Genomic DNA, 14,148 nt, shown 5'->3' on the forward strand with positions numbered 1-14,148 from the left:
AATTACAAATGTGAGGCTATCAATAATGATACCTCGCTAAATATTTACTAATGAATAATGGAGATTTTTATGAAAAGAACAGAAAAGTATTTTAAAAGAAAAGCAGAGCAAGTATTAAATGCGTTATTTGGAAAGTGTAATTTAGTTTTATTAACAGGTGATACTGTTTTATGCGGTAAAGTTGTTTCTGAATTGAAAGCTAAATCCTCATTAGAAAGGAAGGTAAAAACACCCAAACAAAACACAAAGACTATTTACAATCATAGATCAGAGTTGATTTTTGAATATGATGCTGAACATCCTAAGTTTTCAGATTGTAAGAGTGTTGAAGTAGTATTCATTGAAAGAGTTGATTATACCTATAGAGATGGTGATATAAATATAGCTCTTGATGCTTTAAAAGATAAAGATATAAAAGTTGTTTTAACATCCAATAAAAGCAGAAAAGAAATTGCTTACCTCTTAAAAAATAGACCTATGAAGACTATTGAAGTCAACTACCTTGAAAACAAAGCTTCTAAGAGGACAGCAGCAAACAAAGAAGCTATAGAAGCATTTGACACGGTAGAAACGTTCCCTGATGAGATACCATTCCCGGAAGTAGATAACGATGATGTGTTATCGGAACAGGCAATTAATGACATGCTTAACATGTATACTGAAAAAAATAACACTGAGACTGATGATTTATTAAATGAGATTTCATATCTTAAATCTCAACTAAAGGAAGAAGAGGAAATATCTAACTGTGGAAGAAAGTTATTAGAAGAGGCTGATGAATTTATACAGGGATTGATTGCTGAAAATAAAAAACTAAAAGAAGAAGTTAAAGAACATTCCATTGATTTATTCAGATTAGAAATGATTAATGATTTGAATGAAAGTGATTCCACTATGTATAAAAAAGAATGCAATCAATTGAAGGATGAGAAAGAAGCTTTAACGTTAAGAATAGAAACTCTGGAAGAGGAAAAGAATAAAGCAGATGAGAATTATGATTACATTGTTCTCGAAAACATGACTCTTCAAAGTGAAATAATAGGTTTAGAAAGAAAGATTGAAGAATTAAAAAAAGAGCATGATGAAAAGATTAATAGTCTATATGGCGAGTTAGAGTATCTTATAAAAAAGAAGAAATAAAGGAAGTGATTATGAAAAAAGATTATGAGCACTTAGAGTTATCGGAAGAAGACGATGAGATCTTACTTACTTGTGAGGATGATGATTGTGAAAATGAATCCAGTAAGGAAATGATCTTTGATGATTTCATTAATAAACAGTTTGATTATATGGCGGCTTTCAGTTTTGGTTTATTATTGGTATTGGCATTCATTATTTACTTGCCTTTCTTATTACTATCAACAACCGGGTTTGCTTTTTACAAGATGTTCAAAAAAGTATTCTAAATTATTAAAAGAGGGGGTTTGATTATCTTATCTTTTTTTAATTTATTTTCTCAATTAAACTTGACTTATATTTAAAATAAATTAGAACATATATATGAATGAAAACATTCATTACATTATAAACATAAAAAAAGGAAAGCATTATGAATACAGTAAATAAATATCTAAAAAACAAAACGGCTCAAGTTAAAAAATCTATATACTCAAGTAAAGTAGTTCTTTTGTCAGGTGGAGAAGCCACAGGTAAAACTTCAATACTTAATCTATTGCGTAGTGGTTCATCTAATACCAGATCAGAAAAACTTAATGCATGGAAGACAAAAGCATTTGGTTTAACATCTACAAGATTAATTATTAACACAATCATCATTGATGGTATAGAACGTGATTGTCTTTTATTAGATGATTCGAGATTGGATATAACTAAGCTACACGCTCTAATGGACTATTTACGCTTTAAACATATCAGACTTGTTCTTACAACAACACTAAACCCTAAAGAGTTTAAAGAGCTGATTGGACATAAGCAGGTTAAAACATTTGTTTTAGAGCATGTTGAAGACGACAGTAAAGAAGACAAGGTTAATACGCTTATGAATATGATTGCTAAAATTGAAAACGAGTTGAAATCCCTTAAATCTGAACTGGCTAATGTTTAAGGTGATAAAAGAGTTTATCAAAATGGCGAAACAAGGGGCATAAGCCCCTTTGTCATTTCTGGAGTAGCACACCAATGTAAGACTCTCGTATTCACCCTCGTAACAAAAGCAAAAGTTTACCATTGAGACGATATTTGATATTGTTTCAGTATCGCATAACGAGGTCATAACGATGATGTCAGGTCTTGATGGTGGAAATTTTATCCTTAGCTCAATGGCTAAGGAAAGGGTCAGATCAGGTCTACTTGATAGAGCAACAATACAAGGCTCTAAAGGCGGGTATACCGTGATTTTTGATGGTTCAGTGTGGGAAGGTAAGCCATTAGTCTTATGTAGCTCAAGACAGCCATACGAAGCACGGCTCTTCAAAAGCATTGATGGTGCGGTAGCCGAACTAATGCGCATAGGTTTAAGTGAAGCTTCAATCAAAAACACCACCAAATCGAACGATAAATAATCAGGTTTAACATGGATATGCAAAAAGAAACGCTTTTTTCAGAAGTAGAAACAGCTAACAGCAAGCAGCTTGCTGTATTAAAGGCTAACTTCCCACAGTGTTTTGATAAAAACGGGGCGTTCATTCAGGATAAGCTACTTGAGATCGTCAAATCCTCGGATGTTGAACTCTCTAAAGAATCATACAGCTTAAACTGGCTGGGTAAGTCCTATGCCCGGCTGTTGGCTAACCTACCACCGAAGACGTTGCTCACCGAAGATAAAGACCATAACCAACGTGAAGAGAACAAGAACAGCCAGAATCTGTTGATCAAAGGGGATAACCTCGAAGTATTGAAGCATATGGTTAATGCTTATTCTGAAAAGATTAAAATGATTTATATTGACCCACCATATAACACGGGTTCGGATGGGTTCGCTTATAACGATGATCGCAAGTTCACGCCTGAACAGCTTTCTGAACTTGCAGGTATCGAGCTTGATGAAGCTACACGTATCCTCGATTTTACTGTAAAAGGTTCAAGTAGCCATAGTGCATGGCTGACATTCATTTACCCCCGTCTTTATATTGCTCGTGAGCTTCTCCGCGAAGATGGCGTTATCTTTATTTCGATTGACGACAATGAAATTAGTCAACTAAAAATAATTTGTGATGAAATTTTTGGTGAGGCTAACTCGTTGGGTATTATAATTCATAATAAACTTAACTCCAAAAGCGACACTCTAAATATACAAAAAAACCATGATTTTTTACTTTGCTACAGAAAATCCATAACCCCTGATGCATCTTTAATCAACTATTCCGTCAGTGAGCGAGAGGTATTTCAGGATAATGGTAGGTTTTATATTCTTAAAGATTCAATCACAACAAGAGGTGATGGTGGTACATTAAATAAAAGGAAGAATTTAGGCTATACTGTATATTACCATCCAGAAACAACAGACTTTATTGGCGTAATTGATTACGATATAGAGTTGGCATCAAGCTCAAATAGTGAGGAGGAAATATATAGTGACAATGAGGAACTCATAGCTAATGGATATGTGAAAATACGTCCTCCAAAAGTGAGAGGTAAACTTGGAGTATGGACATGGGACATAAACAAATTTAACAATGAAAAGGAAAATATTGTTATAAGAAAAACAAACAATGGGTATCAAGTTAGAAAGAGAACATTTATTGAAGAAAAAGATGTATTTAAAAAGGCTGGTTCCCTCTATACAAAGGTAAAGACTGAGGGAAATTCAAGGAGCATTCTAGATTATTCAACGAATGATGGAACAAATCAGTTATCCAGCATTCTTGGTCACCCTGATGTATTCAGCAATCCTAAGAATGTAAATTATTTGAAATATATTTTCAGCTTGGTGCCTGAAAATAATTATATCGCACTTGACTTTTTTGCTGGTTCTGGATCATCGCTGCAAGCTATATGTGAACTAAATATTGATGATGGTGGAATAAGAAAATTTATTGGAATACAGATAGATGAAAAATGTAAATCAGACTCAACTGCTTTTGATCTTGGTTATAAAAATATATTTGAAGTAACCAAAAAAAGAATCATCAAAGCGGGAGAAAAGTTAAAAAATGAAAATCCAAACTATAATGGAGATCTTGGTTTCAAAATTTTCGAAACTGTTGATGATTTTCGAGCAAAAGATGAGTCTGAACTTACGCTGTCTAATCTTAGCTTCTTTGACGATGCTGTATTGACACCTGAACAGTATGACACTCTACTAACTACATGGTGTGTATATGATGGCAGTTTGCTTACAACGCCAATTGAAGATATTGATCTTGATGGCTACAAAGCGCACTTGTGCGATGGTCGTCTGTATATGATTGCGCCTAATTTCACCAGTGTAGCACTGAAAGCTTTACTTCAAAAGCTGGATTCAGACAAAGACTTTGCACCTAACAAAGTCGTGTTTTATGGCAGAAACTTCGAAAGTGCGAAACAGATGGAACTTAATGAAGCACTAAAAAGTTATGCTAATAAAAAATCTATTGATTTAGATTTGGTGGTAAGGAACTAATCATGTCTAAAGGGTTCACATTCGAAAAGAACTTACCTCATCAAAAGGCTGGCGTTGATGCGGTGATGAATGTCTTTGTATCCGCCATACCTCATCAGACGGATAATGTTGCTATCCGCCTGTTAGCTAATCCAGAACTGAGTCTTACTGAACAACAATACTACAACAACATAAAAAATGTTCAGGAGTTCAATGGTATTGAGCATTCAAAAGATAATTACGATGCTAAAAGCAACGTAATTGACGTTTCTATGGAGACAGGTACAGGTAAAACTTATACTTATACCAAAACAATTTTTGACCTGAACAAATCATTCGGTATTAACAAGTTTATCATTATTGTTCCTACCCTATCTATCAAAGCTGGAACAGTTAACTTTTTAAAAAGCGATGCTTTAAAAGAACATTTTAGAGATGATTACGAGCGTGAATTAAAGACTTATGTTGTTGAAAGTCAAAAAAACGCTGGTAAAAACACAAAATCGTATATGCCTCAAGCTATCCATGATTTTGTTGAAGCAAGTAATTTTAACAGGAAATATATACACGTCCTTGTAATCAACTCAGGGATGATTAACTCCAAGTCGTTAACTGACACTTATGATGTGGGTTTGCTTGATAATCAGTTTGATACGCCATTTGCTGCTCTTAGTGCGGTTAAACCATTCATTATTATTGATGAACCTCATAAGTTCCCGACAGCTAAAAAAACATGGGAAAATATTGAAAAATTTAATGCTCAATATATCATCCGCTATGGCGCAACCTTTAGTGAAGGCTATAAGAACTTAGTTTATCGTCTTACAGCCGTAGATGCATTTAATGAAGATCTTGTTAAAGGGATTGATGCTTACATTGAAGATATTGTTGGTGATGGTAGCGCCAACCTCAAGTTCGTAAAATCTGACGGTAAAGAAGCTATTTTTGAGCTTACCGAAAATGGGAACAAAAAAACGTTCAAATTAGCAAAAGATGAATCGCTATCGAAAACACATAGCGCAATTCATGATTTAACACTCGATGCGTTAAATAAAAGTACTGCAGTGTTGAGTAATGGTATTGAACTAAAAATTGGTAGTTCAATAAACCCCTACTCTTACGATCAGACGCTTGCTGATAACATGATGCTTAAAGCTGTCAAAGAACACTTTAAGTTAGAAAAAGAGTATCTGACACAAAGACCACGTATAAAACCGCTGACTCTTTTCTTCATTGATGATATTGAAGGCTATCGTGATGGTAATGATATTGCCGGAAGCCTGAAAACCAAGTTTGAAGAATATGTTTTGGCAGAAGCTAATAAACTGTTAAAAACAGAAAAAGACGAATTTTATAGAAACTACCTTGAAAAAACTGTTCAGGATGTATCTTCTGTTCATGGGGGCTATTTTTCAAAAGATAACAGTGATAAAGATGATAAAATTGAGCAGGAAATCAACGAAATCCTTCATGACAAAGAGCTTCTTTTATCTTTAGAAAATCCTCGCCGTTTCATTTTCTCTAAATGGACGTTGCGTGAGGGATGGGATAACCCTAACGTATTCCAGATTTGTAAGCTCCGTTCGAGTGGTAGCACAACATCTAAACTTCAAGAGGTAGGGCGTGGTTTACGTCTTCCAGTGAATGAATACATGTGCCGTGTGAAAGACCGCAATTTTACTCTCAACTATTATGTTGATTTTACGGAAAAGGATTTTGTCGATTCTCTTGTCAAAGAGGTCAACGATAGCTCCTTCAAAGAAACGGTTCCAAGTAAGTTTACTCAAGAACTTAAGGATAAAATCCTTTCTCAGTATCCTGATCTTTCATCCAGAACACTCATGAATGAAGTTTTTGATGATAAAATCATTGATGATAATGACAACTTTAAAGATTCTGATTCCTATAGTCGCTTAAAAGCCAAATATCCAGCGGCATTCCCTACTGGGTTAAAACCAAGCAAAATCAAAAAAGCCACTGATGGGAAAAAACGCACTAAAATGCGTATTGGCAAGTTCACTGAACTGAAAGAACTTTGGGACCTGATCAATCAGAAAGCAGTTATTGAGTACAAAATAAACAGCGAGCATGAGTTTTTATCCATTTTCAAATCATTCATGCTTGAAGAAGCAGATAGATTTACTAAATCAGGCGTTCATACTCGCATAGATAGGATTTACATCCATAATGATACGGCGATGTCGAAAAGCATTATAAGTGATGATGATAACTTTGCTAAACTCAACACAATGAGTTATCGAGAATTTCTTGATAACTTATCACAAACCATGTTTGCTAAACATGATACTTTGCATAAGGTATTTTGTGATATAAAAGATACTATCAATATCACTGACTACCTGAACATTCAGACAATCAGAAAAATTAAATCTGGGTTTAGTAAATATCTGCTTAACAATTCGTTTAACAAATTCAGTCTTGGATATAATGTTATTTCAGGATCGATTCATCCTACAAAGTTCACTAATGAAGAAGGAAGTCCTCTAAACGAGGTTTTGTCGAGTGATCTTGGTGTATTACATGATAATACGAAACCACCGTTAGATTCTTATCTTTTTGAAGAGGTTTTTTACGACTCAGAGCTTGAACGACTCAACATCACAGATGGAGAGATCCAGTCTGTAGCTGTTTTTACAAAGATACCGAAGAACTCTATTAAAATTCCGGTAGCAGGAGGATACACGTATTCCCCTGACTTTGCTTATGTTGTCAAAACAACAGACGGTGATTACTTAAACTTTATCATTGAAACAAAAAATGTAGATGGTAAAGATAGTTTGCGGCTTGAAGAACAACGCAAAATTGCACATGCTCAGGCATTGTTTAATCAAATAAGCAAAACAATCAAGGTTGAATTCATGACTCAATTTGCTAATGATGAGATTTATGAATTAATAAAGAACGCACAAGCTTAGTTCTTAGTGATGAAGGAGGGCTTCCCCTCCTTCATCAATATTAATACATCATGAAGAAACACAGATGAAATACAAAAGCTTAAATGATTTCTTGGATGATAAAAAACGCAAAGAACAGCACAGGAAACGTCTTGCTGATAAGTTGTTTCACACTGTTCGTTCTGGTAGTGATACAGAGATTCAATCTGTTATAAAAGAATGTTCAGAAAGTGGCTTAGATTTTAAAGATGTAAAACATGATTACCTGTTAGAATATTTTGATTCCTTCCATAACCGCTTTACCCCTCCTTCTATTCCCATTATTAAATTACTTATTAGCTATCAAAATAACATATCTCATAAAGCCAAGTTAGCATTTTGCCGCAATATATATTATCGTGGGTTTTTAAACGAAGAAGAGTTATATGAAATATCCGAATTAATTATAAAATAAAGTCTCAATATAGATTGACTTATATTTAAAATCCCTTATAAATAATAATATACACAAATAAATATAAGAGGGTTTTAAATATGAATGCTATAAAAGAGATTAAAACAATAGCTTTAGCTCATGGAATATTAAACGATATAAGAAAAGGTAGGAACCATAACGAAGTTTTCGCAAGTTCAGAAAGAATAGATGTTGATTATTTAACTAACTATTTAAGTGGTAAACTTGGAAAGAAAATAACAACTTTCAAAAGACTTGATGGAATCCTTTCTTACAGCAAAAGAAAAGATCAAATAGTATCAGGTTCTGTTTTCTTCTACGCTCCTGAAAAAAATCAGGACAGTGAGAAAGAGGCTCAGTTCCTTAAGTTGTTAACGTTCAAGTTAGCTCAAAACAATTCATTTTTCATACATTTTAAAGACCAAAGAGAAGGAGGATTATAATGATATTGGATTCAATCAGTTTTAATGAACACGATTACCACTTGGTTTCTAATACAACAGCGACATACGAAATAAAACTAAAAATAGTCAAAGTTTTACGTGGGCGTAAGTTTGAAAGATTCAGGGTAGATAGTCCGTTTGTAGAAATACTCAAAGTGGCATATGCCCCGGCAGGTAAGAAAAGAGCAAATGAAACAACGAGTATTATTGAGCAAATGAAAGAGGACTTAACAAACATAGTTCTTGAAGAGGCGGTAAAAACACAGGATAAGGCAATGAGTTTTATAAAAGGTGATTCAGATGGAGATGATAAATGATTTATTGGTGTTAGTAAAAACAAGTGCGTTTGTGATGGGGTTGTATTTTTCATGTGTTTATACAGAAAGAACACGAAGAAACATTATAAGGGCGTGGTTTAAAAGGAATATAATAGTTGTTGAAAAGCTTATGACTGTAAGCGGTAGTATAGAAGAAAGCACTTTCAAAAAGGATTGGTTTAATCCAAAAGATTACTTCAAGTTTACGATGGCAACAATAACCATACTCTTTTTTATAAGTCTAACAGCAAAGGCAGTAGGTATTGATGAAGGCATAATTATCATGATGATGATTCACTTATGGATTTTATCAATGTTAATTATCAGAAGATACAGAAAACAAAAAAGAATCAACGCAAGAACCAAAAGCAGTAGAGAAGCTTTTAATGGAATGAGCGTATTTTTAAACTAAAAAAAGGATTACATTATGAATATATTATCAATAGCATCAGGCGAAATAGTGTTTTGTTTATTTATAGCGTTTTTTATTTATACAGGCATTAAAATCAAAAGCAGTAAGAAATTAACAAAGATATATAAAAATATAGGATGGGTAGGAGTTGCTTTATTAGCCTCTTTATTTATATCAGTTCATTTATCAAGAGAGGTTCACATTGTTCTATCTCTTATCTTTGTTCACTATTTAAAACTTACTTATTCAATGACTTTTATTTTGGGTGTTTTCTTCTTAGTAAAGAAAATTTATTCAAAAATAAAAGGTTTTTTCAAGCCAAAGTTTGCGGCATAAGGAGGTTTCAATGAAAGGACGTAGAAAAGGATTTATCCTGATTGAGTTGTTATTAGTGCTGGTAGTTGCTACTGGCATCGCCGGAGCAACGTTTTACGGGTATAGCAAGCTGCAGGAAGGGTTCAGAACAAGCAACGCTATACGCGATCTGGCTACTATCAGTAAAGCCATGAACGCTATAACAGCTTCTAAGCCCACTATAGCCGAAGCTAATAGTATGCTCATCAGTTCAAAGAGTCTTCCTTCTACGCTGGTAGACACCAGAACTAACACGCTTGTGAATGCCTATGGCGGTAAGCTCACTATAACGGCTCACAACGGCTTGGACGACTCTTATGATGTGTCTTTCTACAATGTTCCACTAAGCGCCTGTTCTACGCTTGTAAGCAGCGGTAGGGTGGTTTATAGAAACATAAGCAACACCACATCAGGATCTAAGATTGCGGCCACACCCAGCATGGCAGACATAACTGCTTTCTGTTCCAGCTTTAACACCAGTTCAGTGCTTGTTTTTACCAACGCCGACTAACCAAAAGCCCCGACCGGGGCTTGTCTTACCTACCTAATAAAAGCCTAATTAACAAATTGATTTAGCTAGGTTTTATTGGTACTATCACGCCGATCTGGTGCATAACTGACCACTTTTATAATGAATGAGGGTTGAGTATGAAAAAGTTTATGGCGGTTGCGGTTATCGGTATGGCTTCACTTCTGGCAGGTTGTAATGACGGTATTTATGGCGAATACATCAGTAAGCAGTATGGGGTAAGGCTTGATATTCAAAAGGACGTAATCAAGTTTAAAGACAGCACCTTTAATGTTAAGTCATGGGATGAAAGCCAAAAACCTGTATACATTGCTAAAACACAAAACAAAGACATTGGATCTTTTACTTTCAAAATTGAGAAAGTAAAACAAGGTGTAGTTTATCAAGGCGTAGTTTTTGAGAAGGATTAATCAAATGGAAAAGAAAACTGTTCGCTGTCCTTTTTGTGATCACGAAACAAAACACGGCTTAGGTGTGTGTTTACCTTGCGGAGCAAACATAACATACGGTAAAGCACCGTTATGGTTTGGTCAAATTGGCGCTTTATTATCTGTCGTATTAAGCTTTGTGGTGCTGATTTTTTCAGAGAATATGTTTATTGGTTTAGCTTCTCTATTTGTGTTTTTGATCTTAACTGTGGTTCTTTCTAAAACCATCTATTCAGAAAGAGTAGTATTCTCAAGATAAAAGTTTTACAAGCCCCGCTCAGGGGCTTTCTTTTTTTAAAATAGAAATAAATTTGATTTATGCTTTTGTCATAGTGTTAACTTTAATTATTAAAAAACTAAAGGAAAACATTATGAATAACATACAGCATTTATCAAAACTCATCACTGAAATCAAAAACCCTTTATCACCTTCGAATGCTAACAATCTAATAAAAGGTATTGAGCTATTTACTGGCTTTTGCCTTTATCTTGTTTGCGATGGATTAACCAAGAAGAAGGATTCAACATTCAAAATAACATCTGAAATATTTGATGGCAACATCATAGCTAACATGCCTAAGAATGAGGTTGTTAAATATACAAGAGCAGCAGATGCCGCTTTTCTCTATATGGACATTATAAAACAGGAAGAAGCTTTTACAGACGTTCTATCAGAGCTGTTTGAAGATCTCTACCTCACAGGCAAGAACGGCGATGGATTAGGCCAGTTCCTTACTCCTATGGACATTAGCAGCCTCACAGCGTCATTACAGGCATCATCAGACCCTTCTGGAACGTTCTATGAAGAATGTTGTGGTGCAGGATCTATGACACTGGCAAGGCTCAGAGAACGCTGTAGGAGAGAAGGACACTATCTTGAACAGGCTGTTCAAATGAACGACATAGATCCACTAATGGTTAAGATGGCTATTGTTCAGATTATGGCTCCAGTAGCTTTTAAAGACGTAGATATAAAATCAGTCAAAATATTTAATGGCAATGCGTTATTAAACAACTTAAAACAATCCTTTAGTTATACCTCTTATCATAATAAAAAACAAAAAGTATAAAATAAATTAGACTTTTTCTTTTTTATAGATTAAAGATTATTAACCAAAACAAAAAAGGAGAAGTCATATGATAAAACACAAAACATTTATAGACGAATTAAAGGCTAAAGCAAAAGTATTATCTCAAGGCGAGGCTGTTATTCTTTTAGACGAAATAAACAGAAGAGAAGGGTTTCAGGCGACAATAGATTTTGTGTCAGATAACTTACCAGCATTAAGAGATCACTTTATAAATAACACTGTTAATCTTAAGGGTTGTAGAAATATTAATTCAGTTTTGATTAATATGTTAATAGCACACTTTCAGAACACATATCTAAAATCATTTATACCAACAGCCAATAATAAAACCACTATAAAAAGGATATAACTACACCGTTTATCTGAAACATAAAATAAAAGTATATTTAACTATATACTTTTATTTTATATCAGTTATAGGTATATACATAAACCAAAACAAAAGGAGAAGTATAATGAAAATAGAACACACAACAGTAATGATAGATAAATCCTTAGATGATGCAATAATGGATTTGAAAAGGAGAGAGAAAATAAAAAGAACAAACGATAATTTTATAGCAATGCTCAAAGGGGAAAAAAATATTGTATCTTTTGAAGCGGCACAAGAAGCAGACTTTGAAATGGCTGAAGCTATAATGAACTATGATCTAACGAAGAAAAAAGAAAACATTATTGAGCATTTGATTAATGATTACTGGAGTAGTAGAGAAAAATCTAAATTTTTCATTTCAAGAATAAAAAATGATTCATCTAAATATTTATTCGGTAAAAACAATAAAAATGAAGGTTTTTACTTAGTATGGAATAATAATGCTGTAAGGGATTTAACGAAAGACATTTATCAAGATATAATTAAAGAAGGTAAGCATTTTAATCTATCAAATAAATATCATGTTTTCGCTACTGGAATGTTGATTGGTAGGAAAAATATAACCTTCTATAAAACAGGAAATGATATAGTATAAAAAATATAATTTAACGAGGTGATATATGGAAAAACAATTTATTAGCTTTCAACAAATCGTGAAGGAGATAAAAGAGCTTGAGTTAAAAAAAAATGAAACTATGTATTTTAATGAGTTCTTAAACATACTTTATAGAGAAGAGTTATTGTCTTATGACGTTGAACAGCATGAAGCATTTATCAAGAGCAATAGAGATTACATTGAATCCTTAAAAAACAAGAGGAGGAGATATCAATCAAGGTTTATTATTGTTGTATATTTAAGAGATATGTATAACGAGCTTAAGAAGCTGAACAGATCTTTAGGCTTGACAACAAGCAATAAAAATATTGAGCTTATTGAAGAATATGAGTCTATCAGCGGTCAGGAAAAAGAATTAGATAATGGTAAAAAGGCTGTGTTCTTGGTTGATATGAAGTATAAAAATAAAAAAGAGATCATAATCAGCATCATGGACGTTAACAAGAACCCTGCTGATTACAGCCCCTATGAAGACAGGACAGTATACAGGGAAGTGATTAATACGTTCAGGAGGCCAGTAGCTTACCTTAAGGCTCTACAGCGTGGTTTAGAGGCTTTCGACCAGACAAAAACAAGTAGTATATACTGATATAGACTATACTCTCTGTGTTGAAATCTGGCGTAGAACTAAGGTAATCAGGCACATCAGGGAAAAAGTAGAAGTATAACCAAAAGGCGAGTTTTACCTTATGCCGGAGCTGGAACCATAATGGCAGACCAGAAGATAACAGAGTATAGATTAGTATAATATAGTCTATACTCTTTGTTTTGGTAGGGCGTTAGCCCTTCAGCACCTTCCCGGCCTTTACCAGTTCCTTTAGCTGTTGTTCTGAAAGGATGGCATCATGAGGAAGGGCAGAGTAGATGTTTCCAACTTTCCAGTTTCCCGGCTGTTCGGTTGGTTTCAGGATCACAACTGGTTCAGAGTCTTGCCCCTTTTCATAAATCCAGATTGCTTCTGGCAGGGTTTCATCTTCCATCTCAAAATCAGCTATTTCAACGTCGAAGTGTTTAGCCAGCAAGGTAATCAGTTTCATGCTCGATGCTTCCTGTTATCGTTGGATTGATAATATTGTAGCTCAAATGAACCACAACTAGCAATTACAATATAGACTATACTAATCTATACTACTGTTATTTTGAGATCAGGTATCAAATAGGGTATGGGTTACTATGGGATTTAGGTTGATACCCATAAACCCAAACCAACAAAACCCAAAACCCTTAATTGCTTCCAACACCGCCATTAGCTACACTGTTCTACCTCGATCCTGTCCACCATACAAAGCTGTCCACCTTGCTAATTGGACTACTGGACAAACAAATGGACAGTTTTAAACCCTAATTAGCTGTTGTCCACTGGACAGATCAACGTGTCCACTATACCAAATGGACAGATTGCAAGAGATAAAGCCTTATATATCAAGGCTTTGCGCCTAGTGTCCACTTTGTCCAGTCTGTCCACCCACTACCAGACACACATACTGGACAGCCAAAAATTATAGCTGTCCACTTTGTCCAGCCTGTCCACCCAAATAAAAATAACCAACCGGATCATATATGGATCGCTAATATGGGTTATGGGTTGGCGCTATGGGTTGGGTTCTATACTCCCCTAATTTCCCTTTATGGGATGGGCTATAGCCCATCCCATAAAGGGAAATTAGGGGAGTATA

General features: G+C 34.4%; 19 protein-coding genes. 18 read left to right on the forward strand and 1 reads right to left on the reverse strand.

Translation table 11 applies throughout. From position 1 onward, the window contains the following. The first annotated feature begins 69 nt into the window (after positions 1–69). The 18 genes from DR88_RS00155 to DR88_RS00080 all read left to right on the forward strand — a co-directional run bounded on the left by DR88_RS00155 (position 70) and on the right by DR88_RS00080 (position 13,061). A complete protein-coding gene (locus DR88_RS00155; protein ID WP_025862064.1) occupies positions 70–1,140 on the forward strand; it encodes a hypothetical protein in 1,071 nt (356 codons plus the stop codon). An 11-nt stretch (positions 1,141–1,151) separates the two neighbouring features. After that, positions 1,152–1,406 carry a hypothetical protein gene (locus tag DR88_RS00150; protein WP_025862063.1) on the forward strand — a complete coding sequence of 85 codons (255 nt, stop codon included), beginning with the start codon at positions 1,152–1,154 and terminating at the stop codon, positions 1,404–1,406. Positions 1,407–1,549: 143 nt separating this feature from the next. Then, positions 1,550–2,065, forward strand: coding sequence for a hypothetical protein (locus DR88_RS00145; RefSeq protein ID WP_004148923.1), 516 nt, complete (start codon positions 1,550–1,552; stop codon positions 2,063–2,065). 172 nt (positions 2,066–2,237) lie between these two features. Then, positions 2,238–2,522 (forward strand): hypothetical protein, encoded by a 285-nt coding sequence (locus DR88_RS29175; protein ID WP_077260981.1) that lies wholly within the window; start codon positions 2,238–2,240, stop codon positions 2,520–2,522. A gap of 11 nt (positions 2,523–2,533) precedes the next feature. Continuing rightward, the gene (locus DR88_RS00140) at positions 2,534–4,561 is read left to right on the forward strand and encodes a site-specific DNA-methyltransferase (protein WP_004148925.1); all 2,028 of its coding nucleotides are present in this window, start codon (positions 2,534–2,536) and stop codon (positions 4,559–4,561) included. 2 nt (positions 4,562–4,563) lie between these two features. Beyond that, positions 4,564–7,476 (forward strand): type III restriction-modification system endonuclease, encoded by a 2,913-nt coding sequence (locus DR88_RS00135; RefSeq protein WP_004148926.1) that lies wholly within the window; start codon positions 4,564–4,566, stop codon positions 7,474–7,476. 64 nt (positions 7,477–7,540) lie between these two features. Beyond that, on the forward strand, positions 7,541–7,909 hold the full coding sequence (locus tag DR88_RS00130; protein WP_004148927.1) for a hypothetical protein: 369 nt from the start codon (positions 7,541–7,543) through the stop codon (positions 7,907–7,909). 80 nt (positions 7,910–7,989) lie between these two features. Further along, positions 7,990–8,352 (forward strand): hypothetical protein, encoded by a 363-nt coding sequence (locus tag DR88_RS00125; protein ID WP_004148928.1) that lies wholly within the window; start codon positions 7,990–7,992, stop codon positions 8,350–8,352. After that, positions 8,352–8,669: a hypothetical protein gene (locus tag DR88_RS00120; protein ID WP_001569517.1), complete on the forward strand. Its 318-nt coding sequence runs from the start codon at positions 8,352–8,354 to the stop codon at positions 8,667–8,669. The genes DR88_RS00125 and DR88_RS00120 overlap by 1 nt, the downstream gene beginning before the upstream one ends. After that, positions 8,653–9,081, forward strand: coding sequence for a hypothetical protein (locus tag DR88_RS00115; protein ID WP_004148929.1), 429 nt, complete (start codon positions 8,653–8,655; stop codon positions 9,079–9,081). The genes DR88_RS00120 and DR88_RS00115 overlap by 17 nt, the downstream gene beginning before the upstream one ends. Positions 9,082–9,096: 15 nt before the next feature. Continuing rightward, positions 9,097–9,417, forward strand: a complete 321-nt coding sequence (locus DR88_RS00110) for a hypothetical protein (RefSeq protein WP_004148930.1) — start codon at positions 9,097–9,099, stop codon at positions 9,415–9,417. 10 nt (positions 9,418–9,427) lie between these two features. Continuing rightward, on the forward strand, positions 9,428–9,946 hold the full coding sequence (locus DR88_RS00105; protein ID WP_025862062.1) for a type 4 pilus major pilin: 519 nt from the start codon (positions 9,428–9,430) through the stop codon (positions 9,944–9,946). 137 nt (positions 9,947–10,083) lie between these two features. Then, positions 10,084–10,374 carry a hypothetical protein gene (locus DR88_RS00100; protein ID WP_004148933.1) on the forward strand — a complete coding sequence of 97 codons (291 nt, stop codon included), beginning with the start codon at positions 10,084–10,086 and terminating at the stop codon, positions 10,372–10,374. A 4-nt stretch (positions 10,375–10,378) separates the two neighbouring features. After that, positions 10,379–10,651 carry a hypothetical protein gene (locus DR88_RS30195; RefSeq protein WP_061349947.1) on the forward strand — a complete coding sequence of 91 codons (273 nt, stop codon included), beginning with the start codon at positions 10,379–10,381 and terminating at the stop codon, positions 10,649–10,651. A 112-nt stretch (positions 10,652–10,763) separates the two neighbouring features. Then, positions 10,764–11,462, forward strand: a complete 699-nt coding sequence (locus DR88_RS00095) for an N-6 DNA methylase (RefSeq protein ID WP_050511162.1) — start codon at positions 10,764–10,766, stop codon at positions 11,460–11,462. 67 nt (positions 11,463–11,529) lie between these two features. Further along, positions 11,530–11,832 carry a hypothetical protein gene (locus DR88_RS00090; RefSeq protein WP_004148936.1) on the forward strand — a complete coding sequence of 101 codons (303 nt, stop codon included), beginning with the start codon at positions 11,530–11,532 and terminating at the stop codon, positions 11,830–11,832. A 106-nt stretch (positions 11,833–11,938) separates the two neighbouring features. Beyond that, positions 11,939–12,451 (forward strand): hypothetical protein, encoded by a 513-nt coding sequence (locus DR88_RS00085; protein ID WP_004148937.1) that lies wholly within the window; start codon positions 11,939–11,941, stop codon positions 12,449–12,451. Between the two features lie 25 nt (positions 12,452–12,476). Then, on the forward strand, positions 12,477–13,061 hold the full coding sequence (locus tag DR88_RS00080; protein ID WP_032444117.1) for a hypothetical protein: 585 nt from the start codon (positions 12,477–12,479) through the stop codon (positions 13,059–13,061). A gap of 190 nt (positions 13,062–13,251) precedes the next feature. On the opposite strand, the gene DR88_RS00075 is transcribed toward DR88_RS00080, so the two are convergent. After that, positions 13,252–13,509, reverse strand: coding sequence for a Rossmann-fold NAD(P)-binding domain-containing protein (locus DR88_RS00075; protein WP_025862334.1), 258 nt, complete (start codon positions 13,507–13,509; stop codon positions 13,252–13,254). Positions 13,510–14,148 lie beyond the last annotated feature (639 nt).

The sequence above is a fragment of the Klebsiella pneumoniae genome (assembly GCF_000742135.1).
GTDB lineage: Bacteria > Pseudomonadota > Gammaproteobacteria > Enterobacterales > Enterobacteriaceae > Klebsiella > Klebsiella pneumoniae.

Coding starts and splice junctions, on each gene's coding strand:
- DR88_RS00085 (WP_004148937.1), top strand. CDS start 11,939: ATGAAAATAGAACACACAACAGTAATGATAGATAAATCCTTAGATGAT.
- DR88_RS00095 (WP_050511162.1), top strand. CDS start 10,764: ATGAATAACATACAGCATTTATCAAAACTCATCACTGAAATCAAAAAC.
- DR88_RS00135 (WP_004148926.1), top strand. CDS start 4,564: ATGTCTAAAGGGTTCACATTCGAAAAGAACTTACCTCATCAAAAGGCT.
- DR88_RS00075 (WP_025862334.1), bottom strand. CDS start 13,509: ATGAAACTGATTACCTTGCTGGCTAAACACTTCGACGTTGAAATAGCT.
- DR88_RS30195 (WP_061349947.1), top strand. CDS start 10,379: ATGGAAAAGAAAACTGTTCGCTGTCCTTTTTGTGATCACGAAACAAAA.
- DR88_RS00090 (WP_004148936.1), top strand. CDS start 11,530: ATGATAAAACACAAAACATTTATAGACGAATTAAAGGCTAAAGCAAAA.
- DR88_RS00120 (WP_001569517.1), top strand. CDS start 8,352: ATGATATTGGATTCAATCAGTTTTAATGAACACGATTACCACTTGGTT.
- DR88_RS00155 (WP_025862064.1), top strand. CDS start 70: ATGAAAAGAACAGAAAAGTATTTTAAAAGAAAAGCAGAGCAAGTATTA.
- DR88_RS00130 (WP_004148927.1), top strand. CDS start 7,541: ATGAAATACAAAAGCTTAAATGATTTCTTGGATGATAAAAAACGCAAA.
- DR88_RS00115 (WP_004148929.1), top strand. CDS start 8,653: ATGGAGATGATAAATGATTTATTGGTGTTAGTAAAAACAAGTGCGTTT.
- DR88_RS00080 (WP_032444117.1), top strand. CDS start 12,477: ATGGAAAAACAATTTATTAGCTTTCAACAAATCGTGAAGGAGATAAAA.
- DR88_RS00145 (WP_004148923.1), top strand. CDS start 1,550: ATGAATACAGTAAATAAATATCTAAAAAACAAAACGGCTCAAGTTAAA.
- DR88_RS00100 (WP_004148933.1), top strand. CDS start 10,084: ATGAAAAAGTTTATGGCGGTTGCGGTTATCGGTATGGCTTCACTTCTG.
- DR88_RS29175 (WP_077260981.1), top strand. CDS start 2,238: ATGATGTCAGGTCTTGATGGTGGAAATTTTATCCTTAGCTCAATGGCT.
- DR88_RS00150 (WP_025862063.1), top strand. CDS start 1,152: ATGAAAAAAGATTATGAGCACTTAGAGTTATCGGAAGAAGACGATGAG.
- DR88_RS00105 (WP_025862062.1), top strand. CDS start 9,428: ATGAAAGGACGTAGAAAAGGATTTATCCTGATTGAGTTGTTATTAGTG.
- DR88_RS00125 (WP_004148928.1), top strand. CDS start 7,990: ATGAATGCTATAAAAGAGATTAAAACAATAGCTTTAGCTCATGGAATA.
- DR88_RS00110 (WP_004148930.1), top strand. CDS start 9,097: ATGAATATATTATCAATAGCATCAGGCGAAATAGTGTTTTGTTTATTT.
- DR88_RS00140 (WP_004148925.1), top strand. CDS start 2,534: ATGGATATGCAAAAAGAAACGCTTTTTTCAGAAGTAGAAACAGCTAAC.